We start from the raw sequence: 22,728 nt of genomic DNA, 5'->3' as shown, positions 1-22,728 counted from the left end.
TTACCCCGGGAGATCTTCCATGCTGCCCTGGGATGCCGCGTGCGGCAGAAATTGGCTGAGGGCAGGGTAACCTGCTCCGACCGCATGGAAGAAGTCAGCAGAGGGCATAGTAGCCGCAGGAAAACGAGCCGTGAATTCCACGGAGGACTCACCCCGGTGAAGGCCCGAACGGTGCCCGGACCGAATGGTACGGGTAAATGATAGAGACAAATAGGAGGTGTATACTTATGGACATATTGCCACAGCAGATGGAAATGTTCACAGCGTTACAGATCACCGAAAGTCCGACAGAAAGTTCCCGACTCATGGAGTTTATCCTTGAAAGGGGAAACATGTTCAGAGCATTAAAAAGGGTCCGTAGCAACAAAGGGGCACCTGGAATCGACAACATGACCGTTGATCAACTACCGGGTTACCTCAGACGCCACTGGCCCAAAGTTAAGGGAAAGTTGCTGCAGGGAAACTACAAGCCATTACCGGTGAAAAGGAAAGAAATTCCTAAACCCGATGGCGGAGTAAGACTGCTCGGCATTCCAACAGTTTTGGATCGTTTGATCCAGCAAGCCGTCAGCGAGATATTGCAGCAAATATGGGACCCGCATTTTTCTGAGTCCAGTCATGGATTCAGACCTGGAAGATCCCAGCATGATGCCATACTCCAAGGCAAAGTTTATCTGCTCTCAGGATATACACACTCTGTTAATATGGATCTTTCCAAATTTTTCGACAGAGTGAACCATGACCGCCTCATGAGCCGTCTGGCTGAAAGAATAAAGGATAAGCGGGTTCTCAAGCTTATCCGAAGTTACTTAACAGCCGGTGTCATGATCGACGGGGTGGTTGTATCTGCCGCTGAAGGAACTCCTCAAGGCGGCCCTCTTTCACCAGTGATCTCAAATATCGTTTTGGATGAACTGGATAAAGAGTTGGAGAAAAGAGGGCATAAATTTGTCAGATACGCTGATGACTTTGTCATATATCTCAAGAGCAAGAAAGCGGCCGAACGTGTTATGAAAAGTGTTACACGGTTTATAACCGTAAAGCTCAGGCTCAAGGTCAATGAAGAGAAAAGCAAGGTCAGCCGACCATGGCTGGACAAATTTCTCGGCTACACATTTATCAGTATGTGCGGCAAGACCAAGATCCGCATACACCGGAAAACAATCGAGCGCTTCAAAGAAAGGGTTCGAGAATTAACAAACCGGAACTGTGGTCTAAGTCTTCCCCAGATCATTGATAAATTGAATATGTACATCAGGGGATGGTGGAATTATTACTGTCTCACCGAAGCAAGACACATATTCAAGTCCTTGAACGGCTGGATTATCCGCCGCTTGAGATGTGTTGTATGGAAACAGTGGAAAAATCCCGGAACGAAAATCCGGAACCTGCTTAAACGAGGCATACCGTTTCAATATGCCGTCACTTGCGGAAATTCCCGCAAGAAACACTGGCGCATGAGCAGGGTTAAATGGGTTGTCATGGCTCTGCCAAACAAATATTTCCTTTCTCTTGGATTATTTCTGCCCGGGAACTAATCTGCCTGATCAGCCGAACCGCCGGATACGCGATCCGTATGTCCGGTGGTGTGGGAGGGCTCCTCAGTGATGGGGGGTCCTATCCCGATGGAAATGCAGGAACCACTTAAGCACCTGGACTAAAATTTTTTCCGATTTCAGCTTGGAAGAAGGCCTCTCAATCGGCGGAATCCCTTGCTATGTAGAGGACGGAACTTATGTTCGAGTACTTAGAAGCTATAAGCTTGAGTCTCTTGGAAAATTAATGGGCGTGACTTTCTTTCTCCAGAACTCCAGCCGCCCACTGGTTAATGCTTTTACCGCTGGCTTCTGCTGCAGAAGCCACTGCCGCATGTATCTCGGAAGGAATTCTTAGCATAAGATTGCCGGAATATGGCTTGTTAGGCTCTTGGCCAAGTTCGTTACAGGCAGCAAGGTAGTTGTCAACTGCCTCTTGAAAGGCTGTTTCCAACTCGGTGACAGATTCACCATGAAAACCAACAATATCACGGATGCCAATAATATGGCCGACAAAGATATGATCCTCAGAGTCAAATTCAACTTTGGCGAAATAGCCTTTATGATTCATCCCTTTCATGGTGTCTCTCCTATTTTCTTTATGAATTCACGAGCATCCTTAATGCGATACCTCAAAGCTTCCTTCTCAGGATGTGGTCTGTGAAAATATGCTCGAATGCCTTTTTTCTCAAAGGTAACGCTTGATCCTGCTCCCTCAATAACTCGGCAACCAAGTGCGATAAGAAGCGCCTCAATCTTGTTCCATTCCATATTCCCATTTACAGGGTCAGTGAAAATTGTTGCCAAAGTTTTTTGGTGTTTTGTTTTCATGCTAATATGATAGCGCATAATGATTGCATGTGCAAGCTAAAAATGATTGCATAGTACAATAGCTCAAAATCGGCAAGGAGGCTTTCCAACGCTTGGGTAACGGGCAGCAAGGGTTTCCAAAAAAAGTCGATTGAAAGCACATCATTTAAAAGTTTTCCAACCTTTAAAAAGAATGAGACCCTTGCTGTCCGGTTCACACGCCTGTTCAAGTAAGCCGCTACGCGGCAGATTAAGCCGTATCATCATTGTTCAATTCCATTGCTCATGGTATCTTGTTACCGGCTTGCAGGTCGGTATCTTCACCCGACAAGGTTAAAGAAAAAAGGAAGATACCATGAGCAATTTAATCAAACGTTTTAAAGAAGATCTCCAACTTGCCGGTTATGCAAAAAGGAGCATTCAATCCTATACCAGTTCGGTTTTAAGACTACATCGCTTTTACAATAAACCATTAGAAGATATCACTGAAGAACAGCTCCGTCAATACTGGCTTTGCTGCCAGAATGAATTCGGCTGGAGCGCTGCTACTCTGCGGATCAGTTACTCTGGTATTCAGCATTTTTTTACCAAAACGCTGGTCCGGTCCTGGAACATTTTCAACGACATCAAATGGAAGCGTGAGCAGACCTTACCGACTATTCTGAGTCTGGAGGAAGTCAGAAAGATTATTTATGCCCTTCCCACTGTGCAAAGTCATGCATTTTATTTGACATTATATTCCATGGGACTGCGTTTAAGGGAGGCAACAACACTTCAGGTCAAAGATATTCTTTCCGACAGGGGACTTGTGCATATTCACGGTGGAAAGGGTGCCATGGACAGGACGGTGCCTTTACCCAAAATAACCCTGTTGACGTTGCGCAAATACTATAAAACCCATCGTAATTCAAAATGGATATTCCCTGCTTTGGGCCGCAATGGCGGTAAGGACGCTCAATATGCCAAAAATCATGTCAGTGACAGTGGGGTTCAAGGCGTTTTGCGATCTACTTTGAAACGCCTGAAGTTTAAAAAACATGTTCACCCTCATGTCTTCCGCCATGCCTATGCGACGCATTTGCTGGAAGCTAATATCCCCATACGCCATGTGCAAAAAATATTAGGCCATAAAACCCTTAAAAGCACCATGATTTATCTGCATGTGACCACACAGGCCCAAGTTGATTCCAATGACAAAGTTTCCAAAGTCATGCAGGGGGTGTTGTCATGAGTGCTGTTCAAAAAATCTTCCAAATGTATGGGCCGAAATATCTGACACTTTATGGAGATCGAATGCCGAAGTCTCATAAAAAAACCATACGGGATATCAGTGCCTGCAGAAAGGGTTCCTTTGGAACAATGGTGTATGAATGTGATGACTGCCGTAATCTGCATTTTATTCACTGCTGCTGCGGCAATCGTCATTGTCCCAACTGTCAGCAGAGTAAAGCGGACCAGTGGCTGGATCAGCAGATGAAAAAGCTGCTGCCGACCTATTATTTCCTGTTAACCATTACACTTCCCCAGGGCCTGCGGGATGTTGTAAGGTCTCATCAAAAATTATCTTATGGTGCCCTGTTTTCATGCACCAATGAAGCCCTGAAAAAACTGGCACAAGATACACGGTTTATCGGATCTGATCGAATCGGATATCTGGCAGCCCTCCACACATGGGGCGGCATGCTTCAGTATCATCCACATTTGCATATAATAATTCCCGGAGGTGCTTTATCTGATAATGACCAATGGCTTTCTTCCAGACAGGATCTGTTTGTTCACACAAAACCTCTGGCGGTCATTTTTAAAGCCAAATTCAAAGATGCCATAAAAAAAGCCGGGCTGCTCGATAAAATTGATTCCGCAGTATGGAAACAGCAATGGGTGATTGACAGCCAGGCCGTGGCGCAGGGACAAAATTCCCTGCGCTATCTTTCAAGATATGTGTTCCGGGTTGCCATCTCCAATAATCGTATTAAAAGCATTGAAAATGGCGTCATCAAATTTTTATATAAAGACCGTGAAAAAAAGAAGTGGAAAACTATGGCATTGGATGCCATGGAGTTTATCCGACGGTTCTTGCAGCATGTTCTTCCCAAAGGGTTTATGAAAATTAGACATTATGGATTTCTCAATCCCAACAGCGCATTGTCCATAGAAAAAATCCGTGAACTCATCTCATTCATCCATGACATTATTGCTCTTTTTATTAAAATCCCGGAACTTGAAATACCGGGTATTAAATGCAGCCATTGCGGGCATGATTTGAAATTTATTTTCTTTGCAAAGCCGGAACCAAGAGGCAGGCCCGGATAACTTCACAAAACTGACTACCCGGTGTTGCTCGACTTTAAAAACAGCCTGATAAATGACTATCGACATGCTTCAGTATCCGTACGCCAAATTGACGGTATTTTAATTTTTGACCTGGGTTTTAAGGGCTGAAAACGACCTGAATTTTGATTTTTACATCAGGATAAAGGCCATCTTTTGATATTTTAATCACATCTTGTCATAAACACATCCAGCAAATCGTTAACCTTTCCCCCTATTGATCCGCAGCTTCTTGAACCATAGGATTAGTACCGAGCCTCGTGCCTCGGCACGGTTACTAATCCTTTATTTGTTATATTCAAAATGGCTGATGAATTATCTCATATCTCATTTAACTTTTCTTCTCTGTCGCAATTAATGCACGCCCAATCATTGTGCCAGTTAATAAAATTACAGCAACAGATGTTATCGAAGAAATGATTAATTTCTTATTTGCGTTTGCTTGGAACTGAATCAGATTCATTGTGATTTCATTTCTTTCATCGATATTCTGAATAGTTGCCAGTTTTGAAATAACTTTACTTGATTTGGAGAGGCTTGTAATGGCTACACCAGAATTGACTAAAACTAAAATTGCAGCAATTACAAACCCATAAACGGTTTTTTTTATAGGTGTAATTCGATTTGACATTGTTTCTCCATTTCTAAGGTTGTTGAATCTGAATATAACGGGGAGCTCAGCTGGCCGGGGGGCATATAGCCGAGCACTTTCTAAAAGCCAAGTTTTTTCTAAAACCAAGCACGTTCAAAGAGCCGCTAGCTCCCCCCGGTCAGCTGCAGCGTTTTGTTCAAGTAAGCCGCTACGCGGCAGATTAAGCCGTATCATCATTGTTCAATTCCATTGCTCATGGTATCTTGTTACCGGCTTGCAGGTCGGTATCTTCACCCGACAAGGTTAAAGAAAAAAGGAAGATACCATGAGCAATTTAATCAAACGTTTTAAAGAAGATCTCCAACTTGCCGGTTATGCAAAAAGGAGCATTCAATCCTATACCAGTTCGGTTTTAAGACTACATCGCTTTTACAATAAACCATTAGAAGATATCACTGAAGAACAGCTCCGTCAATACTGGCTTTGCTGCCAGAATGAATTCGGCTGGAGCGCTGCTACTCTGCGGATCAGTTACTCTGGTATTCAGCATTTTTTTACCAAAACGCTGGTCCGGTCCTGGAACATTTTCAACGACATCAAATGGAAGCGTGAGCAGACCTTACCGACTATTCTGAGTCTGGAGGAAGTCAGAAAGATTATTTATGCCCTTCCCACTGTGCAAAGTCATGCATTTTATTTGACATTATATTCCATGGGACTGCGTTTAAGGGAGGCAACAACACTTCAGGTCAAAGATATTCTTTCCGACAGGGGACTTGTGCATATTCACGGTGGAAAGGGTGCCATGGACAGGACGGTGCCTTTACCCAAAATAACCCTGTTGACGTTGCGCAAATACTATAAAACCCATCGTAATTCAAAATGGATATTCCCTGCTTTGGGCCGCAATGGCGGTAAGGACGCTCAATATGCCAAAAATCATGTCAGTGACAGTGGGGTTCAAGGCGTTTTGCGATCTACTTTGAAACGCCTGAAGTTTAAAAAACATGTTCACCCTCATATCTTCCGCCATGCCTATGCGACGCATTTGCTGGAAGCTAATATCCCCATACGCCATGTGCAAAAAATATTAGGCCATAAAACCCTTAAAAGCACCATGATTTATCTGCATGTAACCACACAGGCCCAAGTTGATTCCAATGACAAAGTTTCCAAAGTCATGCAGGGGGTGTTGTCATGAGTGCTGTTCAAAAAATCTTCCAAATGTATGGGCCGAAATATCTGACACTTTATGGAGATCGAATGCCGAAGTCTCATAAAAAAACCATACGGGATATCAGTGCCTGCAGAAAGGGTTCCTTTGGAACAATGGTGTATGAATGTGATGACTGCCGTAATCTGCATTTTATTCACTGCTGCTGCGGCAATCGTCATTGTCCCAACTGTCAGCAGAGTAAAGCGGACCAATGGCTGGATCAGCAGATGAAAAAGCTGCTGCCGACCTATTATTTCCTGTTAACCATTACACTTCCCCAGGGCCTGCGGGATGTTGTAAGGTCTCATCAAAAATTATCTTATGGTGCCCTGTTTTCATGCACCAATGAAGCCCTGAAAAAACTGGCACAAGATACACGGTTTATCGGATCTGATCGAATCGGATATCTGGCAGCCCTCCACACATGGGGCGGCATGCTTCAGTATCATCCACATTTGCATATAATAATTCCCGGAGGTGCTTTATCTGATAATGACCAATGGCTTTCTTCCAGACAGGATCTGTTTGTTCACACAAAACCTCTGGCGGTCATTTTTAAAGCCAAATTCAAAGATGCCATAAAAAAAGCCGGGCTGCTCGATAAAATTGATTCCGCAGTATGGAAACAGCAATGGGTGATTGACAGCCAGGCCGTGGCGCAGGGACAAAATTCCCTGCGCTATCTTTCAAGATATTTGTTCCGGGTTGCCATCTCCAATAATCGTATTAAAAGCATTGAAAATGGCGTCATCAAATTTTTATATAAAGACCGTGAAAAAAAGAAGTGGAAAACTATGGCATTGGATGCCATGGAGTTTATCCGACGGTTCTTGCAGCATGTTCTTCCCAAAGGGTTTATGAAAATTAGACATTATGGATTTCTCAATCCCAACAGCGCATTGTCCATAGAAAAAATCCGTGAACTCATCTCATTCATCCATGACATTATTGCTCTTTTTATTAAAATCCCGGAACTTGAAATACCGGGTATTAAATGCAGCCATTGCGGGCATGATTTGAAATTTATTTTCTTTGCAAAGCCGGAACCAAGAGGCAGGCCCGGATAACTTCACAAAACTGACTACCCGGTGTTGCTCGACTTTAAAAACAGCCTGATAAATGACTATCGACATGCTTCAGTATCCGTACGCCAAATTGACGGTATTTTAATTTTTGACCTGGGTTTTAAGGGCTGAAAACGACCTGAATTTTGATTTTTACATCAGGATAAAGGCCATCTTTTGATATTTTAATCACATCTTGTCATAAACACATCCAGCAAATCGTTAACCTTTCCCCCTATTGATCCGCGGCTTCTTGAACCATAGGATTAGTACCGAGCCTCGTGCCTCGGCACGGTTACTAATCCTTTATTTGTTGTGTGCCGGGCACGGTACACGTCTTAAGGGTGAGCCTGCATCTTCCTTTATGGAAGTCAAGGCAAGTCCCAAGCCCAGCCAGATGGAGGCGAAGGGCATAGTGTTATCACAACGGGGTCCCGGTGACGGTACTCCGGAAGGCAGTGGCTTCGCCGAGGCGGAGTGGCACAAAAGTACGGGGTGACGTACAGAAATCGAGTTAGGCGTGCATTTGCGGGACGAGCCTGCAACACAAGGTAAAGTCCTCTATCCATTATAGGCAATGTCCGTATACTCGGCACCCACGTATTGAAAGACGTGTGTTTTACCCCGGGAGATCTTCCATGCTGCCCTGGGATGCCGCGTGCGGCAGAAATTGGCTGAGGGCAGGGTAACCTGCTCCGACCGCATGGAAGAAGTCAGCAGAGGGCATAGTAGCCGCAGGAAAACGAGCCGTGAATTCCACGGAGGACTCACCCCGGTGAAGGCCCGAACGGTGCCCGGACCGAATGGTACGGGTAAATGATAGAGACAAATAGGAGGTGTATACTTATGGACATATTGCCACAGCAGATGGAAATGTTCACAGCGTTACAGATCACCGAAAGTCCGACAGAAAGTTCCCGACTCATGGAATTTATCCTTGAAAGGGGAAACATGTTCAGAGCATTAAAAAGGGTCCGTAGCAACAAAGGGGCACCTGGAATCGACAACATGACCGTTGATCAACTACCGGGTTACCTCAGACGCCACTGGCCCAAAGTTAAGGGAAAGTTGCTGCAGGGAAACTACAAGCCATTACCGGTGAAAAGGAAAGAAATTCCTAAACCCGATGGCGGAGTAAGACTGCTCGGCATTCCAACAGTTTTGGATCGTTTGATCCAGCAAGCCGTCAGCGAGATATTGCAGCAAATATGGGACCCGCATTTTTCTGAGTCCAGTCATGGATTCAGACCTGGAAGATCCCAGCATGATGCCATACTCCAAGGCAAAGTTTATCTGCTCTCAGGATATACACACTCTGTTAATATGGATCTTTCCAAATTTTTCGACAGAGTGAACCATGACCGCCTCATGAGCCGTCTGGCTGAAAGAATAAAGGATAAGCGGGTTCTCAAGCTTATCCGAAGTTACTTAACAGCCGGTGTCATGATCGACGGGGTGGTTGTATCTGCCGCTGAAGGAACTCCTCAAGGCGGCCCTCTTTCACCAGTGATTTCAAATATCGTTTTGGATGAACTGGATAAAGAGTTGGAGAAAAGAGGGCATAAATTTGTCAGATACGCTGATGACTTTGTCATATATCTCAAGAGCAAGAAAGCGGCCGAACGTGTTATGAAAAGTGTTACACGGTTTATAACCGTAAAGCTCAGGCTCAAGGTCAATGAAGAGAAAAGCAAGGCCAGCCGACCATGGCTGGACAAATTTCTCGGCTACACATTTATCAGTATGTGCGGCAAGACCAAGATCCGCATACACCGGAAAACAATCGAGCGCTTCAAAGAAAGGGTTCGAGAATTAACAAACCGGAACTGTGGTCTAAGTCTTCCCCAGATCATTGATAAATTGAATATGTACATCAGGGGATGGTGGAATTATTACTGTCTCACCGAAGCAAGACACATATTCAAGTCCTTGAACGGCTGGATTATCCGCCGCTTGAGATGTGTTGTATGGAAACAGTGGAAAAATCCCGGAACGAAAATCCGGAACCTGCTTAAACGAGGCATACCGTTTCAATATGCCATCACTTGCGGAAATTCCCGCAAGAAACACTGGCGCATGAGCAGGGTTAAATGGGTTGTCATGGCTCTGCCAAACAAATATTTCCTTTCTCTTGGATTATTTCTGCCCGGGAACTAATCTGCCTGATCAGCCGAACCGCCGGATACGCGATCCGTATGTCCGGTGGTGTGGGAGGGCTCCTCAGTGATGGGGGGTCCTATCCCGATAGGTTTTTTATGGCATCAATCTTAACCGTGTTATTTTAGAGGTTTTTCGGCATCCTTCATATGACCCTCAAAGTGCTTTACATTTTTTTGAGATAGTGTCCCTCAAAGAGGGAGTCTTGTTCTGGAAAGTGTAAACCAAAATACAAAAGAGGCCGTTTTTCTATGATTCTTTTGATTTTAAATACCCAACTACCAAACCAACACCAAAAGAGGCTGATATGATTGAAGCAAAAATGCAAATAAATTTAATCCAACCACTTAAAGGTATATGTTTCATAAACCAATTAATAGTAAGATGATTATTTTTTGGAAATTGAATACTAAGCATTTCTCTATATTTACTAACAGATTTTGGATTTATCCTATAAGCCCCTTGTCTCTGGGTTGATGGCAAAAAATCGTCATCTTTTTTTATAGATGAAATCAACTTGTTCAGCTCTGCTTTTGTGTACCCTTGATCGTGTAAACGATTAATTAATACATCAGGGGTCATATCATACCTAAGTTTTATATGTTCTGTTATGAAATATAGTATGAGTTTTGCCCTTGTTTCATCAGATACTTTATTGTCGTTAAATTTAGTCTTGCCTTTGAACTCTCCCCATGAGATATCACGTATTTCAACGCTTTTAATTACAATATGGTAACCAGTTATAGCTAACACAATTAACATGGCAAGTGACGTAATAACCATAGGAACTGATAGTACTTTGAATCTCCAATCACTTAATTCATAAGATTTTAATTTATATTTTTCTGATATATCATGTGTTGATGCAGGATTTATTTCGTATGTACCACGTCTGTTTCTAGAGTGACGCACATCTGGATCATTTTCGAATTGATTTTGGATTTCATCAACAGTTATGTCTTCATAGCCCCAATCGTATAATCTGTCCTTTATGACAGATGGAGTCATTTCACCTCTCATTTCAACAATACAGGTTACAAAATATAAAAACAATTTTGCTCTTATATATGGAGCAGTATCTGGATTGTCAAAACCAGTTAATTTTCTGTATGTATGAGCAGGTATATTCATTTTAACCCCTAACGCTTGGGTAACGGGCAGCAAGGGTTTCCAAAAAAAGTTGATTAAAAGCACATCATTCAAAAGTTTTTTCAACCTTTAAAAAGAATGAGACCCTTGCTGTCCGGTTCACCCGCCTGTTGTGTGCCGGGCACGGCACACGTCTTAAGGGTGAGCCTGCATCTTCCTTTATGGAAGTCAAGGCAAGTCCCAAGCCCAGCCAGATGGAGGCGAAGGGCATAGTGTTATCACAACGGGGTCCCGGTGACGGTACTCCGGAAGGCAGTGGCTTCGCCGAGGCGGAGTGGCACAAAAGTACGGGGTGACGTACAGAAATCGAGTTAGGCGTGCATTTGCGGGACGAGCCTGCAACACAAGGTAAAGTCCTCTATCCATTATAGGCAATGTCCGTATACTCGGCACCCACGTATTGAAAGACGTGTGTTTTACCCCGGGAGATCTTCCATGCTGCCCTGGGATGCCGCGTGCGGCAGAAATTGACTGAGGGCAGGGTAACCTGCTCCGACCGCATGGAAGAAGTCAGCAGAGGGCATAGTAGCCGCAGGAAAACGAGCCGTGAATTCCACGGAGGACTCACCCCGGTGAAGGCCCGAACGGTGCCCGGACCGAATGGTACGGGTAAATGATAGAGACAAATAGGAGGTGTATACTTATGGACATATTGCCACAGCAGATGGAAATGTTCACAGCGTTACAGATCACCGAAAGTCCGACAGAAAGTTCCCGACTCATGGAGTTTATCCTTGAAAGGGGAAACATGTTCAGAGCATTAAAAAGGGTCCGTAGCAACAAAGGGGCACCTGGAATCGACAACATGACCGTTGATCAACTACCGGGTTACCTCAGACGCCACTGGCCCAAAGTTAAGGGAAAGTTGCTGCAGGGAAACTACAAGCCATTACCGGTGAAAAGGAAAGAAATTCCTAAACCCGATGGCGGAGTAAGACTGCTCGGCATTCCAACAGTTTTGGATCGTTTGATCCAGCAAGCCGTCAGCGAGATATTGCAGCAAATATGGGACCCGCATTTTTCTGAGTCCAGTCATGGATTCAGACCTGGAAGATCCCAGCATGATGCCATACTCCAAGGCAAAGTTTATCTGCTCTCAGGATATACACACTCTGTTAATATGGATCTTTCCAAATTTTTCGACAGAGTGAACCATGACCGCCTCATGAGCCGTCTGGCTGAAAGAATAAAGGATAAGCGGGTTCTCAAGCTTATCCGAAGTTACTTAACAGCCGGTGTCATGATCGACGGGGTGGTTGTATCTGCCGCTGAAGGAACTCCTCAAGGCGGCCCTCTTTCACCAGTGATTTCAAATATCGTTTTGGATGAACTGGATAAAGAGTTGGAGAAAAGAGGGCATAAATTTGTCAGATACGCTGATGACTTTGTCATATATCTCAAGAGCAAGAAAGCGGCCAAACGTGTTATGAAAAGTGTTACACGGTTTATAACCGTAAAGCTCAGGCTCAAGGTCAATGAAGAGAAAAGCAAGGTCAGCCGACCATGGCTGGACAAATTTCTCGGCTACACATTTATCAGTATGTGCGGCAAGACCAAGATCCGCATACACCGGAAAACAATCGAGCGCTTCAAAGAAAGGGTTCGAGAATTAACAAACCGGAACTGTGGTCTAAGTCTTCCCCAGATCATTGATAAATTGAATATGTACATCAGGGGATGGTGGAATTATTACTGTCTCACCGAAGCAAGACACATATTCAAGTCCTTGAACGGCTGGATTATCCGCCGCTTGAGATGTGTTGTATGGAAACAGTGGAAAAATCCCGGAACGAAAATCCGGAACCTGCTTAAACGAGGCATACCGTTTCAATATGCCGTCACTTGCGGAAATTCCCGCAAGAAACACTGGCGCATGAGCAGGGTTAAATGGGTTGTCATGGCTCTGCCAAACAAATATTTCCTTTCTCTTGGATTATTTCTGCCCGGGAACTAATCTGCCTGATCAGCCGAACCGCCGGATACGCGATCCGTATGTCCGGTGGTGTGGGAGGGCTCCTCAGTGATGGGGGGTCCTATCCCGATATCTGATTAGTTCTATTTTTATCATATTGTTAACAACTACGAGCGATACTTTTCCATTAGTGATGCCACAACACAAAAACGAATCCCTAACGCTTGAGCTGTGAGAGAGCAAGTGGAACAAGTCTTTTTAGAACACCTTGAAAGCCTCTGTTGCAAAAAAATAATTTTAAAACCAAAACCACTGGCCCCTTGCTGTCCTTTACAAGTGAGTTTTTATACGATTTTTCCACTTTATGTGTTCTTCAATAATTCGTCGTAACAATTCTTTTTCCCACATTGTGAATAGTGCAAGCAGATAGGCAGGGACAACAATTGGGAAATATTTTATTAGTGTTTTGTAGTGAAATTTTATAAAATTGATTACCTCGGAAGGGGGCTCTGATAAGATGTAAGAAATTATAAGGAAACCCATGTAGATTATTGTGACAGTTGATAGGCACCAATACCGCCCAATGAGCCAAATTATTTTAACTTCATGCTGTCTGTTTCTTTTTATGATTAATAAAATTTTTAGTTCTTTCCACCTATAAATTTGTTGATTTAGTGCCGGCATGATGACCATAGCTTTGCGCCATACTTTCGGAAGATTTATCAATGCAATTCCGAAAACGACAAAGAAGGTTCCTGTAAACCACCATGAAGGGTCGGCTATGTTTTGTAATATTTGTTCCATTCCATTCCTATCACATAACGGTAAGGGACATAGAAATAAATACATCCATATGGGTATGATTTGACCTACACAAAAATAAGCTCTGTGTCTCAGCACAAATTATGGCATTGAAAAATGGACTGTCAATACCCCCATTTGTACAGATTAAATTTTTGTGGTGTTATTTTTTTCTGCGTCTCTTAAGCCGGGACACCCCGTAGAATAAGCTTCTTCTGGAAGGTCCTATTTTTGAGATTTATATGCTGGAAGACTCTCATCAACCAGTGCAAACTGTCTCGCCTTACGCCGGTAGCCTGATTTTTCATGTGTTTGTGTTTTTTAAGATAACGTTGGGGTAACGGGCAGCAAGGGTTTCCAATAAAGTTAATTGGAATCACACCATTTAAAAGTTTTTTAACCGTTGAAAAGAAGGAGACCCTTGCTGTCCGGTTCACCCGCTGGTTGGGGCACCGAGGGTTCTATTTTTTTACAAAGGTCAATAGCATATCTGCATAAAATTATTGCTGATTTAACTCGGGACATCCTGTAAAACACAGCATATTCTGGAAAACTCTATTTTGAAGATTTACAGACAGAAAACCTCTTCCAGAAAATTGATCTGGAACTATTTTTTGAGGAATAGCCCTGCTAAATTTACTACAAAATCAATAATCTTATTTTAGTGATTAGGCTGCCATTTTAGGCCAAGACACTCCGTATAACAAGGTTCTTCTGGAAGACTCACGTCAATCGGTTCAAATTGTTCCGCCTTATGTCGGTTGCCAGTGATTATACACGTTCCACAAACAGTAAAATCAAACTACAACAATACTACTGGCTTGTAGGTTGCCCCCAACGTTTGGGTAACGGGCAGCAAGGGTTTCCAATAAAGTTAATTGAAAGCACACCATTTAAAAGTTTTTTCAATCTTTAAAAAGAAGGAGACCCTTGCTGTCCGGTTCACCCGCTGGTTGGGGCACCGAGGGTTCTATTTTTTTTTACAAAGGTCAATAGCATATCTGCATAAAATTATTGCTGATTTAACTCGGGACATCCTGTAAAACACAGCCTATTCTGGAAAACTCTATTTTGAAGATTTACAGACAGAAAACCTCTTCCAGAAAATTGATCTGGAACTATTTTTTTGAGGAATAGCCCTGCTAAATTTACTACAAAATCAATAATCTTATTTTAGTGATTAGGCTGCCATTTTAGGCCAAGACACTCCGTATAATAAGGTGCTTCTGGAAGACTCGCATCAATCGGTTCAAATTGTTCCGCCTTATGTCGGTGGCCAGTGATTATACACGTTCCACAAACAGTAAAATTAAACTACAACGATACAACTGGCTTGTAGGTTGCCCCCAACGCTTGGGTAACGGGCAGCAAGGGTTACCAAAAAAGTTAATTGAAAGCACATCATTCAAAAGTTTTTTCAACCGTTAAAAAGAAGGAGACCCTTGCTGTCCGGTTCACCCGCCTGTTCAAGTAAGCCGCTGCGCGGCAGATTAAGCCGTATCATCATTGTTCAATTCCATTGCTCATGGTATCTTGTTACCGGCTTGCAGGTCGGTATCTTCACCCGACAAGGTTAAAGAAAAAAGGAAGATACCATGAGCAATTTAATCAAACGTTTTAAAGAAGATCTCCAACTTGCCGGTTATGCAAAAAGGAGCATTCAATCCTATACCAGTTCGGTTTTAAGACTACAGCGCTTTTACAATAAACCATTAGAAGATATCACTGAAGAACAGCTCCGTCAATACTGGCTTTGCTGCCAGAATGAATTCGGCTGGAGCGCTGCTACTCTGCGGATCAGTTACTCTGGTATTCAGCATTTTTTTACCAAAACGCTGGTCCGGTCCTGGAACATTTTCAACGACATCAAATGGAAGCGTGAGCAGACCTTACCGACTATTCTGAGTCTGGAGGAAGTCAGAAAGATTATTTATGCCCTTCCCACTGTGCAAAGTCATGCATTTTATTTGACATTATATTCCATGGGACTGCGTTTAAGGGAGGCAACAACACTTCAGGTCAAAGATATTCTTTCCGACAGGGGACTTGTGCATATTCACGGTGGAAAGGGTGCCATGGACAGGACGGTGCCTTTACCCAAAATAACCCTGTTGACGTTGCGCAAATACTATAAAACCCATCGCAATTCAAAATGGATATTCCCTGCTTTGGGCCGCAATGGCGGTAAGGACGCTCAATATGCCAAAAATCATGTCAGTGACAGTGGGGTTCAAGGCGTTTTGCGATCTACTTTGAAACGCCTGAAGTTTAAAAAACATGTTCACCCTCATGTCTTCCGCCATGCCTATGCGACGCATTTGCTGGAAGCTAATATCCCCATACGCCATGTGCAAAAAATATTAGGCCATAAAACCCTTAAAAGCACCATGATTTATCTGCATGTGACCACACAGGCCCAAGTTGATTCCAATGACAAAGTTTCCAAAGTCATGCAGGGGGTGTTGTCATGAGTGCTGTTCAAAAAATCTTCCAAATGTATGGGCCGAAATATCTGACACTTTATGGAGATCGAATGCCGAAGTCTCATAAAAAAACCATACGGGATATCAGTGCCTGCAGAAAGGGTTCCTTTGGAACAATGGTGTATGAATGTGATGACTGCCGTAATCTGCATTTTATTCACTGCTGCTGCGGCAATCGTCATTGTCCCAACTGTCAGCAGAGTAAAGCGGACCAATGGCTGGATCAGCAGATGAAAAAGCTGCTGCCGACCTATTATTTCCTGTTAACCATTACACTTCCCCAGGGCCTGCGGGATGTTGTAAGGTCTCATCAAAAATTATCTTATGGTGCCCTGTTTTCATGCACCAATGAAGCCCTGAAAAAACTGGCACAAGATACACGGTTTATCGGATCTGATCGAATCGGATATCTGGCAGCCCTCCACACATGGGGCGGCATGCTTCAGTATCATCCACATTTGCATATAATAATTCCCGGAGGTGCTTTATCTGATAATGACCAATGGCTTTCTTCCAGACAGGATCTGTTTGTTCACACAAAACCTCTGGCGGTCATTTTTAAAGCCAAATTCAAAGATGCCATAAAAAAAGCCGGGCTGCTCGATAAAATTGATTCCGCAGTATGGAAACAGCAATGGGTGATTGACAGCCAGGCCGTGGGGCAGGGACAAAATTCCCTGCGCTATCTTTCAAGATATGTGTTCCGGGTTGCCATCTCCAATAATCGTATTAAAAGCATTGAAAATGGCGTCATCAAATTTTTGTATAAAGACCGTGAAAAAAAGAAGTGGAAAACTATGGCATTGGATGCCATGGAGTTTATCCGACGATTCTTGCAGCATGTTCTTCCCAAAGGGTTTATGAAAATTAGACATTATGGATTTCTCAATCCCAACAGCGCATTGTCCATAGAAAAAATCCGTGAACTCATCTCATTCATCCATGACATTATTGCTCTTTTTATTAAAATCCCGGAACTTGAAATACCGGGTATTAAATGCAGCCATTGCGGGCATGATTTGAAATTTATTTTCTTTGCAAAGCCGGAACCAAGAGGCAGGCCCGGATAACTTCACAAAACTGACTACCCGGTGTTGCTCGACTTTAAAAACAGCCTGATAAATGACTATCGACATGCTTCAGTATCCGTACGCCAAATTGACGGTATTTTAATTTTTGACCTGGGTTTTAAGGGCTGAAAACGACCTGAATTTTGATTTTTACATCAGGATAAAGGCCATCTTTTGATATTTTAATCACATCTTGTCATAAACACATCCAGCAAATCGTTAACCTTTCCCCCTATTGATCCGCGGCTTCTTGAACCATAGGATTAGTACCGAGCCTCGTGCCTCGGCACGGTTACTAATCCTTTATTTGTTGTGTGCCGGGCACGGCACACGTCTTAAGGGTGAGCCTGCATCTTCCTTTATGGAAGTCAAGGCAAGTCCCAAGCCCAGCCAGATGGAGGCGAAGGGCATAGTGTTATCACAACGGGGTCCCGGTGACGGTACTCCGGAAGGCAGTGGCTTCGCCGAGGCGGAGTGGCACAAAAGTACGGGGTGACGTACAGAAATCGAGTTAGGCGTGCATTTGCGGGACGAGCCTGCAACACAAGGTAAAGTCCTCTATCCATTATAGGCAATGTCCGTATACTCGGCACCCACGTATTGAAAGACGTGTGTTTTACCCCGGGAGATCTTCCATGCTGCCCTGGGATGCCGCGTGCGGCAGAAATTGGCTGAGGGCAGGGTAACCTGCTCCGACCGCATGGAAGAAGTCAGCAGAGGGCATAGTAGCCGCAGGAAAACGAGCCGTGAATTCCACGGAGGACTCACCCCGGTGAAGGCCCGAACGGTGCCCGGACCGAATGGTACGGGTAAATGATAGAGACAAATAGGAGGTGTATACTTATGGACATATTGCCACAGCAGATGGAAATGTTCACAGCGTTACAGATCACCGAAAGTCCGACAGAAAGTTCCCGACTCATGGAGTTTATCCTTGAAAGGGGAAACATGTTCAGAGCATTAAAAAGGGTCCGTAGCAACAAAGGGGCACCTGGAATCGACAACATGACCGTTGATCAACTACCGGGTTACCTCAGACGCCACTGGCCCAAAGTTAAGGGAAAGTTGCTGCAGGGAAACTACAAGCCATTACCGGTGAAAAGGAAAGAAATTCCTAAACCCGATGGCGGAGTAAGACTGCTCGGCATTCCAACAGTTTTGGATCGTTTGATCCAGCAAGCCGTCAGCGAGATATTGCAGCAAATATGGGACCCGCATTTTTCTGAGTCCAGTCATGGATTCAGACCTGGAAGATCCCAGCATGATGCCATACTCCAAGGCAAAGTTTATCTGCTCTCAGGATATACACACTCTGTTAATATGGATCTTTCCAAATTTTTCGACAGAGTGAACCATGACCGCCTCATGAGCCGTCTGGCTGAAAGAATAAAGGATAAGCGGGTTCTCAAGCTTATCCGAAGTTACTTAACAGCCGGTGTCATGATCGACGGGGTGGTTGTATCTGCCGCTGAAGGAACTCCTCAAGGCGGCCCTCTTTCACCAGTGATCTCAAATATCGTTTTGGATGAACTGGATAAAGAGTTGGAGAAAAGAGGGCATAAATTTGTCAGATACGCTGATGACTTTGTCATATATCTCAAGAGCAAGAAAGCGGCCGAACGTGTTATGAAAAGTGTTACACGGTTTATAACCGTAAAGCTCAGGCTCAAGGTCAATGAAGAGAAAAGCAAGGTCAGCCGACCATGGCTGGACAAATTTCTCGGCTACACATTTATCAGTATGTGCGGCAAGACCAAGATCCGCATACACCGGAAAACAATCGAGCGCTTCAAAGAAAGGGTTCGAGAATTAACAAACCGGAACTGTGGTCTAAGTCTTCCCCAGATCATTGATAAATTGAATATGTACATCAGGGGATGGTGGAATTATTACTGTCTCACCGAAGCAAGACACATATTCAAGTCCTTGAACGGCTGGATTATCCGCCGCTTGAGATGTGTTGTATGGAAACAGTGGAAAAATCCCGGAACGAAAATCCGGAACCTGCTTAAACGAGGCATACCGTTTCAATATGCCGTCACTTGCGGAAATTCCCGCAAGAAACACTGGCGCATGAGCAGGGTTAAATGGGTTGTCATGGCTCTGCCAAACAAATATTTCCTTTCTCTTGGATTATTTCTGCCCGGGAACTAATCTGCCTGATCAGCCGAACCGCCGGATACGCGATCCGTATGTCCGGTGGTGTGGGAGGGCTCCTCAGTGATGGGGGGTCCTATCCCGATAGAATTATTTTATCCATATAGAAAGATCCATTGTGTCCCCGGTCTTTCTTCTGTAATTGGCATGAGCAATTGCGATGCCTACGCTGGTCAGTTCAAGTCGATTAAAAGATGCTTTGCCCCAAACATCGAAAATCTTTTCCATCTCTGGTATTGCCTCCAGAAGCATCGTTTTCACTTCGCCTTGTGATTTTGTAGTATTTTGCCAATATTGTTTTAGTTTATTTTTTATTTCTTCACTAAGTCCATTTTTATCAATTATTCGCTCAAGAACATCTTCATCAAACACACCGATTTGCAACTTTGTCGGTTCATGGAAACACGGAATAATTAACCCTTGCAGGTTATGTTCTTCACCAATCTCGTCAACTAACTCTTCTTCAGTAAAACCTTTGGAAAAAAATGCTTTATATGTTTCTCTGAGTCGCTTTTCTAATTGGCCATAATTTCCTGTTCTAACATGGCCACAGCCTAAATACTCAATATGGGTATAATCAGAGTGGGAATCAGACAAGTTCTCCACAAAGGGGATGATTCTTTTATTAAAGTGAGCTACAAGCTCATTATAGTTTTTCACATCTATTCGTCTGGTGCTGACTAATAGAAAATTTAGAGTTAATGTGTCTAATTGTTCGATTGTTAATTTAGGAGCAATACTAAGTGATTCATCAAGTACAATTTGCACCATATTTCTCTTAGGCTCAGAAGCTCGATCAACTAAGATATCTACAAGCAAATCCCCAAGATCCTCGTCTCCGCTCATAGCATACTGTTTTTGTACAGTGAATAGGGCATCTTGCATTGCTGGTTGTTCAAATTCACCAATAGACTCAGGATGCCGTTCTGTAAGCTGTGAGATTATTTTGTCAGTAACCTCTTCTGCTCTTTTTTGTGCAATAGCAGCAGCTTCTTTTTTTAACTCAATAAAATTAGCCTTGAACACATCATTCGCAATTTCTTTTGCGTCTGCGTAGGAAATGCCTTGATTCACAATAACTTGCTGGCCTTGTAAATTTGTGGAGTTATCACCAGCGTCTTGCTTTTGATTGGATTTATTTGTCATTTTTTTGAGTAAACTCAACATTTCCACCTGCCTGAATATTAGTAGAATTATTCCCTGAACGCTGACTTCTATTGATGACGTTTGAACTTTTCTTTTTAAAAAAGGTGATTATTGAGCCTATTATGAGAACTCCAATCCCACTGAATATCCATGTGTAATTGCTGTTAATCCATTCTGTGATGGTATCCAAAATATTCTCCCGTAAGATTCTAACGCTTGGGTAACGGGCAGCAAGGGTTTCCAAGAAAGTTGATTGAAAGCACATCATTCAAAAGTTTTTTCAACCTTTAAAAGAAGGAGACCCTTGCTGTCCGGTTCACCCGCCTGTTGTGTGCCGGGCACGGCACACGTCTTAAGGGTGAGCCTGCATCTTCCTTTATGGAAGTCAAGGCAAGTCCCAAGCCCAGCCAGATGGAGGCGAAGGGCATAGTGTTATCACAACGGGGTCCCGGTGACGGTACTCCGGAAGGCAGTGGCTTCGCCGAGGCGGAGTGGCACAAAAGTACGGGGTGACGTACAGAAATCGAGTTAGGCGTGCATTTGCGGGACGAGCCTGCAACACAAGGTAAAGTCCTCTATCCATTATAGGCAATGTCCGTATACTCGGCACCCACGTATTGAAAGACGTGTGTTTTACCCCGGGAGATCTTCCATGCTGCCCTGGGATGCCGCGTGCGGCAGAAATTGGCTGAGGGCAGGGTAACCTGCTCCGACCGCATGGAAGAAGTCAGCAGAGGGCATAGTAGCCGCAGGAAAACGAGCCGTGAATTCCACGGAGGACTCACCCCGGTGAAGGCCCGAACGGTGCCCGGACCGAATGGTACGGGTAAATGATAGAGACAAATAGGAGGTGTATACTTATGGACATATTGCCACAGCAGATGGAAATGTTCACAGCGTTACAGATCACCGAAAGTCCGACAGAAAGTTCCCGACTCATGGAGTTTATCCTTGAAAGGGGAAACATGTTCAGAGCATTAAAAAGGGTCCGTAGCAACAAAGGGGCACCTGGAATCGACAACATGACCGTTGATCAACTACCGGGTTACCTCAGACGCCACTGGCCCAAAGTTAAGGGAAAGTTGCTGCAGGGAAACTACAAGCCATTACCGGTGAAAAGGAAAGAAATTCCTAAACCCGATGGCGGAGTAAGACTGCTCGGCATTCCAACAGTTTTGGATCGTTTGATCCAGCAAGCCGTCAGCGAGATATTGCAGCAAATATGGGACCCGCATTTTTCTGAGTCCAGTCATGGATTCAGACCTGGAAGATCCCAGCATGATGCCATACTCCAAGGCAAAGTTTATCTGCTCTCAGGATATACACACTCTGTTAATATGGATCTTTCCAAATTTTTCGACAGAGTGAACCATGACCGCCTCATGAGCCGTCTGGCTGAAAGAATAAAGGATAAGCGGGTTCTCAAGCTTATCCGAAGTTACTTAACAGCCGGTGTCATGATCGACGGGGTGGTTGTATCTGCCGCTGAAGGAACTCCTCAAGGCGGCCCTCTTTCACCAGTGATCTCAAATATCGTTTTGGATGAACTGGATAAAGAGTTGGAGAAAAGAGGGCATAAATTTGTCAGATACGCTGATGACTTTGTCATATATCTCAAGAGCAAGAAAGCGGCCGAACGTGTTATGAAAAGTGTTACACGGTTTATAACCGTAAAGCTCAGGCTCAAGGTCAATGAAGAGAAAAGCAAGGTCAGCCGACCATGGCTGGACAAATTTCTCGGCTACACATTTATCAGTATGTGCGGCAAGACCAAGATCCGCATACACCGGAAAACAATCGAGCGCTTCAAAGAAAGGGTTCGAGAATTAACAAACCGGAACTGTGGTCTAAGTCTTCCCCAGATCATTGATAAATTGAATATGTACATCAGGGGATGGTGGAATTATTACTGTCTCACCGAAGCAAGACACATATTCAAGTCCTTGAACGGCTGGATTATCCGCCGCTTGAGATGTGTTGTATGGAAACAGTGGAAAAATCCCGGAACGAAAATCCGGAACCTGCTTAAACGAGGCATACCGTTTCAATATGCCGTCACTTGCGGAAATTCCCGCAAGAAACACTGGCGCATGAGCAGGGTTAAATGGGTTGTCATGGCTCTGCCAAACAAATATTTCCTTTCTCTTGGATTATTTCTGCCCGGGAACTAATCTGCCTGATCAGCCGAACCGCCGGATACGCGATCCGTATGTCCGGTGGTGTGGGAGGGCTCCTCAGTGATGGGGGGTCCTATCCCGATAACATTTATGTTGTTCTATAAAATAATTGCCTACAAGCCCCTAAA

Annotated in this window: 20 protein-coding genes; 11 read left to right on the top strand and 9 right to left on the bottom strand. The window is 44.1% G+C overall.

What is annotated here, in order from left to right:
• Positions 1–197 precede the first annotated feature (197 nt).
• Positions 198–1,538 (top strand): group II intron reverse transcriptase/maturase, encoded by a 1,341-nt coding sequence (gene ltrA, locus TOL2_RS10980; protein WP_014957509.1) that lies wholly within the window; start codon positions 198–200, stop codon positions 1,536–1,538.
• A gap of 241 nt (positions 1,539–1,779) precedes the next feature.
• Here the strand turns inward: ltrA (TOL2_RS10980) and TOL2_RS10975 are convergent, their stop codons facing one another.
• Both TOL2_RS10975 and TOL2_RS10970 read right to left on the bottom strand, forming a co-directional pair.
• Positions 1,780–2,115 carry a type II toxin-antitoxin system HicB family antitoxin gene (locus TOL2_RS10975; RefSeq protein WP_014957529.1) on the bottom strand — a complete coding sequence of 112 codons (336 nt, stop codon included), beginning with the start codon at positions 2,113–2,115 and terminating at the stop codon, positions 1,780–1,782.
• A complete protein-coding gene (locus TOL2_RS10970; protein ID WP_014957528.1) occupies positions 2,112–2,366 on the bottom strand; it encodes a type II toxin-antitoxin system HicA family toxin in 255 nt (84 codons plus the stop codon). Before TOL2_RS10970 ends, TOL2_RS10975 begins: the two co-directional genes overlap by 4 nt.
• Before the next feature lie 334 nt (positions 2,367–2,700).
• On the opposite strand from TOL2_RS10970, the gene TOL2_RS10965 reads away from it, so the two are divergent.
• Positions 2,701–3,576 (top strand): tyrosine-type recombinase/integrase, encoded by an 876-nt coding sequence (locus tag TOL2_RS10965; RefSeq protein WP_014957527.1) that lies wholly within the window; start codon positions 2,701–2,703, stop codon positions 3,574–3,576.
• Positions 3,573–4,658 (top strand): IS91 family transposase, encoded by a 1,086-nt coding sequence (locus TOL2_RS10960; protein ID WP_014957526.1) that lies wholly within the window; start codon positions 3,573–3,575, stop codon positions 4,656–4,658. The genes TOL2_RS10965 and TOL2_RS10960 overlap by 4 nt, the downstream gene beginning before the upstream one ends.
• A gap of 349 nt (positions 4,659–5,007) precedes the next feature.
• Here the strand turns inward: TOL2_RS10960 and TOL2_RS10955 are convergent, their stop codons facing one another.
• On the bottom strand, positions 5,008–5,307 hold the full coding sequence (locus TOL2_RS10955) for a hypothetical protein (protein ID WP_041279433.1): 300 nt from the start codon (positions 5,305–5,307) through the stop codon (positions 5,008–5,010).
• Between the two features lie 286 nt (positions 5,308–5,593).
• Between TOL2_RS10955 and TOL2_RS10950 the strand changes: the two genes are divergently transcribed.
• The 3 genes from TOL2_RS10950 (at position 5,594) to ltrA (TOL2_RS10940) (ending at position 9,705) form a co-directional block, all read left to right on the top strand.
• The gene (locus tag TOL2_RS10950; protein ID WP_014957525.1) at positions 5,594–6,469 is read left to right on the top strand and encodes a tyrosine-type recombinase/integrase; all 876 of its coding nucleotides are present in this window, start codon (positions 5,594–5,596) and stop codon (positions 6,467–6,469) included.
• Entirely contained in the window at positions 6,466–7,551 is a 1,086-nt protein-coding gene (locus TOL2_RS10945; protein ID WP_014957524.1) for an IS91 family transposase, read from the top strand. The genes TOL2_RS10950 and TOL2_RS10945 overlap by 4 nt, the downstream gene beginning before the upstream one ends.
• 813 nt (positions 7,552–8,364) lie before the next feature.
• Positions 8,365–9,705, top strand: coding sequence for a group II intron reverse transcriptase/maturase (gene ltrA, locus TOL2_RS10940; RefSeq protein ID WP_014957523.1), 1,341 nt, complete (start codon positions 8,365–8,367; stop codon positions 9,703–9,705).
• A 249-nt stretch (positions 9,706–9,954) separates the two neighbouring features.
• Here ltrA (TOL2_RS10940) and TOL2_RS10935 read toward each other — a convergent pair whose 3' ends face one another.
• Complete coding sequence (locus tag TOL2_RS10935) at positions 9,955–10,908, bottom strand: hypothetical protein (RefSeq protein WP_014957522.1); 954 nt, start codon at positions 10,906–10,908, stop codon at positions 9,955–9,957.
• Positions 10,901–11,065: a hypothetical protein gene (locus TOL2_RS24875; RefSeq protein ID WP_158406100.1), complete on the bottom strand. Its 165-nt coding sequence runs from the start codon at positions 11,063–11,065 to the stop codon at positions 10,901–10,903. The genes TOL2_RS10935 and TOL2_RS24875 overlap by 8 nt, the downstream gene beginning before the upstream one ends.
• Before the next feature lie 402 nt (positions 11,066–11,467).
• Between TOL2_RS24875 and ltrA (TOL2_RS10930) the strand changes: the two genes are divergently transcribed.
• Positions 11,468–12,808, top strand: coding sequence for a group II intron reverse transcriptase/maturase (gene ltrA / locus TOL2_RS10930; protein WP_014957521.1), 1,341 nt, complete (start codon positions 11,468–11,470; stop codon positions 12,806–12,808).
• Positions 12,809–13,096: 288 nt separating this feature from the next.
• Here the strand turns inward: ltrA (TOL2_RS10930) and TOL2_RS10925 are convergent, their stop codons facing one another.
• Complete coding sequence (locus TOL2_RS10925; RefSeq protein ID WP_051012347.1) at positions 13,097–13,570, bottom strand: hypothetical protein; 474 nt, start codon at positions 13,568–13,570, stop codon at positions 13,097–13,099.
• Between the two features lie 1,592 nt (positions 13,571–15,162).
• Between TOL2_RS10925 and TOL2_RS10920 the strand changes: the two genes are divergently transcribed.
• From TOL2_RS10920 to ltrA (TOL2_RS10910), 3 genes are all read left to right on the top strand, one after another.
• Positions 15,163–16,038, top strand: coding sequence for a tyrosine-type recombinase/integrase (locus tag TOL2_RS10920; RefSeq protein WP_014957515.1), 876 nt, complete (start codon positions 15,163–15,165; stop codon positions 16,036–16,038).
• Positions 16,035–17,120, top strand: coding sequence for an IS91 family transposase (locus TOL2_RS10915; RefSeq protein ID WP_014957514.1), 1,086 nt, complete (start codon positions 16,035–16,037; stop codon positions 17,118–17,120). The genes TOL2_RS10920 and TOL2_RS10915 overlap by 4 nt, the downstream gene beginning before the upstream one ends.
• Positions 17,121–17,933: 813 nt before the next feature.
• Positions 17,934–19,274, top strand: coding sequence for a group II intron reverse transcriptase/maturase (gene ltrA / locus TOL2_RS10910; protein WP_014957509.1), 1,341 nt, complete (start codon positions 17,934–17,936; stop codon positions 19,272–19,274).
• 93 nt (positions 19,275–19,367) lie between these two features.
• On the opposite strand, the gene TOL2_RS10905 is transcribed toward ltrA (TOL2_RS10910), so the two are convergent.
• The 3 genes from TOL2_RS10905 to TOL2_RS25155 form a co-directional block, all read right to left on the bottom strand.
• On the bottom strand, positions 19,368–20,444 hold the full coding sequence (locus TOL2_RS10905) for an LPO_1073/Vpar_1526 family protein (protein WP_232508126.1): 1,077 nt from the start codon (positions 20,442–20,444) through the stop codon (positions 19,368–19,370).
• Positions 20,413–20,613, bottom strand: a complete 201-nt coding sequence (locus TOL2_RS10900; protein WP_014957519.1) for a hypothetical protein — start codon at positions 20,611–20,613, stop codon at positions 20,413–20,415. The genes TOL2_RS10905 and TOL2_RS10900 overlap by 32 nt, the downstream gene beginning before the upstream one ends.
• Positions 20,614–20,710: 97 nt before the next feature.
• Positions 20,711–20,851, bottom strand: coding sequence for a hypothetical protein (locus TOL2_RS25155; RefSeq protein WP_173391124.1), 141 nt, complete (start codon positions 20,849–20,851; stop codon positions 20,711–20,713).
• A 402-nt stretch (positions 20,852–21,253) separates the two neighbouring features.
• Here TOL2_RS25155 and ltrA (TOL2_RS10890) point away from each other — a divergent pair, with 402 nt between their 5' ends.
• Positions 21,254–22,594: a group II intron reverse transcriptase/maturase gene (gene ltrA / locus TOL2_RS10890; protein ID WP_014957509.1), complete on the top strand. Its 1,341-nt coding sequence runs from the start codon at positions 21,254–21,256 to the stop codon at positions 22,592–22,594.
• The last annotated feature ends 134 nt before the right edge of the window (positions 22,595–22,728 follow it).

Origin of the sequence: Desulfobacula toluolica Tol2 (assembly GCF_000307105.1) — a bacterium.
GTDB lineage: Bacteria > Desulfobacterota > Desulfobacteria > Desulfobacterales > Desulfobacteraceae > Desulfobacula > Desulfobacula toluolica.
The sequence above is the reverse complement of the archived record's forward strand: the minus strand, read 5'-3'. Positions and strand labels throughout refer to the sequence as shown.

What these genes read in the sequence shown, in the direction of transcription:
- ltrA (WP_014957509.1), top strand. Translation starts at nt 198, where the DNA reads ATGATAGAGACAAATAGGAGGTGTATACTTATGGACATATTGCCACAG.
- TOL2_RS10975 (WP_014957529.1), bottom strand. Translation starts at nt 2,115, where the DNA reads ATGAAAGGGATGAATCATAAAGGCTATTTCGCCAAAGTTGAATTTGAC.
- TOL2_RS10970 (WP_014957528.1), bottom strand. Translation starts at nt 2,366, where the DNA reads ATGAAAACAAAACACCAAAAAACTTTGGCAACAATTTTCACTGACCCT.
- TOL2_RS10965 (WP_014957527.1), top strand. Translation starts at nt 2,701, where the DNA reads ATGAGCAATTTAATCAAACGTTTTAAAGAAGATCTCCAACTTGCCGGT.
- TOL2_RS10960 (WP_014957526.1), top strand. Translation starts at nt 3,573, where the DNA reads ATGAGTGCTGTTCAAAAAATCTTCCAAATGTATGGGCCGAAATATCTG.
- TOL2_RS10955 (WP_041279433.1), bottom strand. Translation starts at nt 5,307, where the DNA reads ATGTCAAATCGAATTACACCTATAAAAAAAACCGTTTATGGGTTTGTA.
- TOL2_RS10950 (WP_014957525.1), top strand. Translation starts at nt 5,594, where the DNA reads ATGAGCAATTTAATCAAACGTTTTAAAGAAGATCTCCAACTTGCCGGT.
- TOL2_RS10945 (WP_014957524.1), top strand. Translation starts at nt 6,466, where the DNA reads ATGAGTGCTGTTCAAAAAATCTTCCAAATGTATGGGCCGAAATATCTG.
- ltrA (WP_014957523.1), top strand. Translation starts at nt 8,365, where the DNA reads ATGATAGAGACAAATAGGAGGTGTATACTTATGGACATATTGCCACAG.
- TOL2_RS24875 (WP_158406100.1), bottom strand. Translation starts at nt 11,065, where the DNA reads ATGCCCTTCGCCTCCATCTGGCTGGGCTTGGGACTTGCCTTGACTTCC.
- ltrA (WP_014957521.1), top strand. Translation starts at nt 11,468, where the DNA reads ATGATAGAGACAAATAGGAGGTGTATACTTATGGACATATTGCCACAG.
- TOL2_RS10925 (WP_051012347.1), bottom strand. Translation starts at nt 13,570, where the DNA reads ATGGAACAAATATTACAAAACATAGCCGACCCTTCATGGTGGTTTACA.
- TOL2_RS10920 (WP_014957515.1), top strand. Translation starts at nt 15,163, where the DNA reads ATGAGCAATTTAATCAAACGTTTTAAAGAAGATCTCCAACTTGCCGGT.
- TOL2_RS10915 (WP_014957514.1), top strand. Translation starts at nt 16,035, where the DNA reads ATGAGTGCTGTTCAAAAAATCTTCCAAATGTATGGGCCGAAATATCTG.
- ltrA (WP_014957509.1), top strand. Translation starts at nt 17,934, where the DNA reads ATGATAGAGACAAATAGGAGGTGTATACTTATGGACATATTGCCACAG.
- TOL2_RS10905 (WP_232508126.1), bottom strand. Translation starts at nt 20,444, where the DNA reads ATGTTGAGTTTACTCAAAAAAATGACAAATAAATCCAATCAAAAGCAA.
- TOL2_RS25155 (WP_173391124.1), bottom strand. Translation starts at nt 20,851, where the DNA reads ATGCCCTTCGCCTCCATCTGGCTGGGCTTGGGACTTGCCTTGACTTCC.
- ltrA (WP_014957509.1), top strand. Translation starts at nt 21,254, where the DNA reads ATGATAGAGACAAATAGGAGGTGTATACTTATGGACATATTGCCACAG.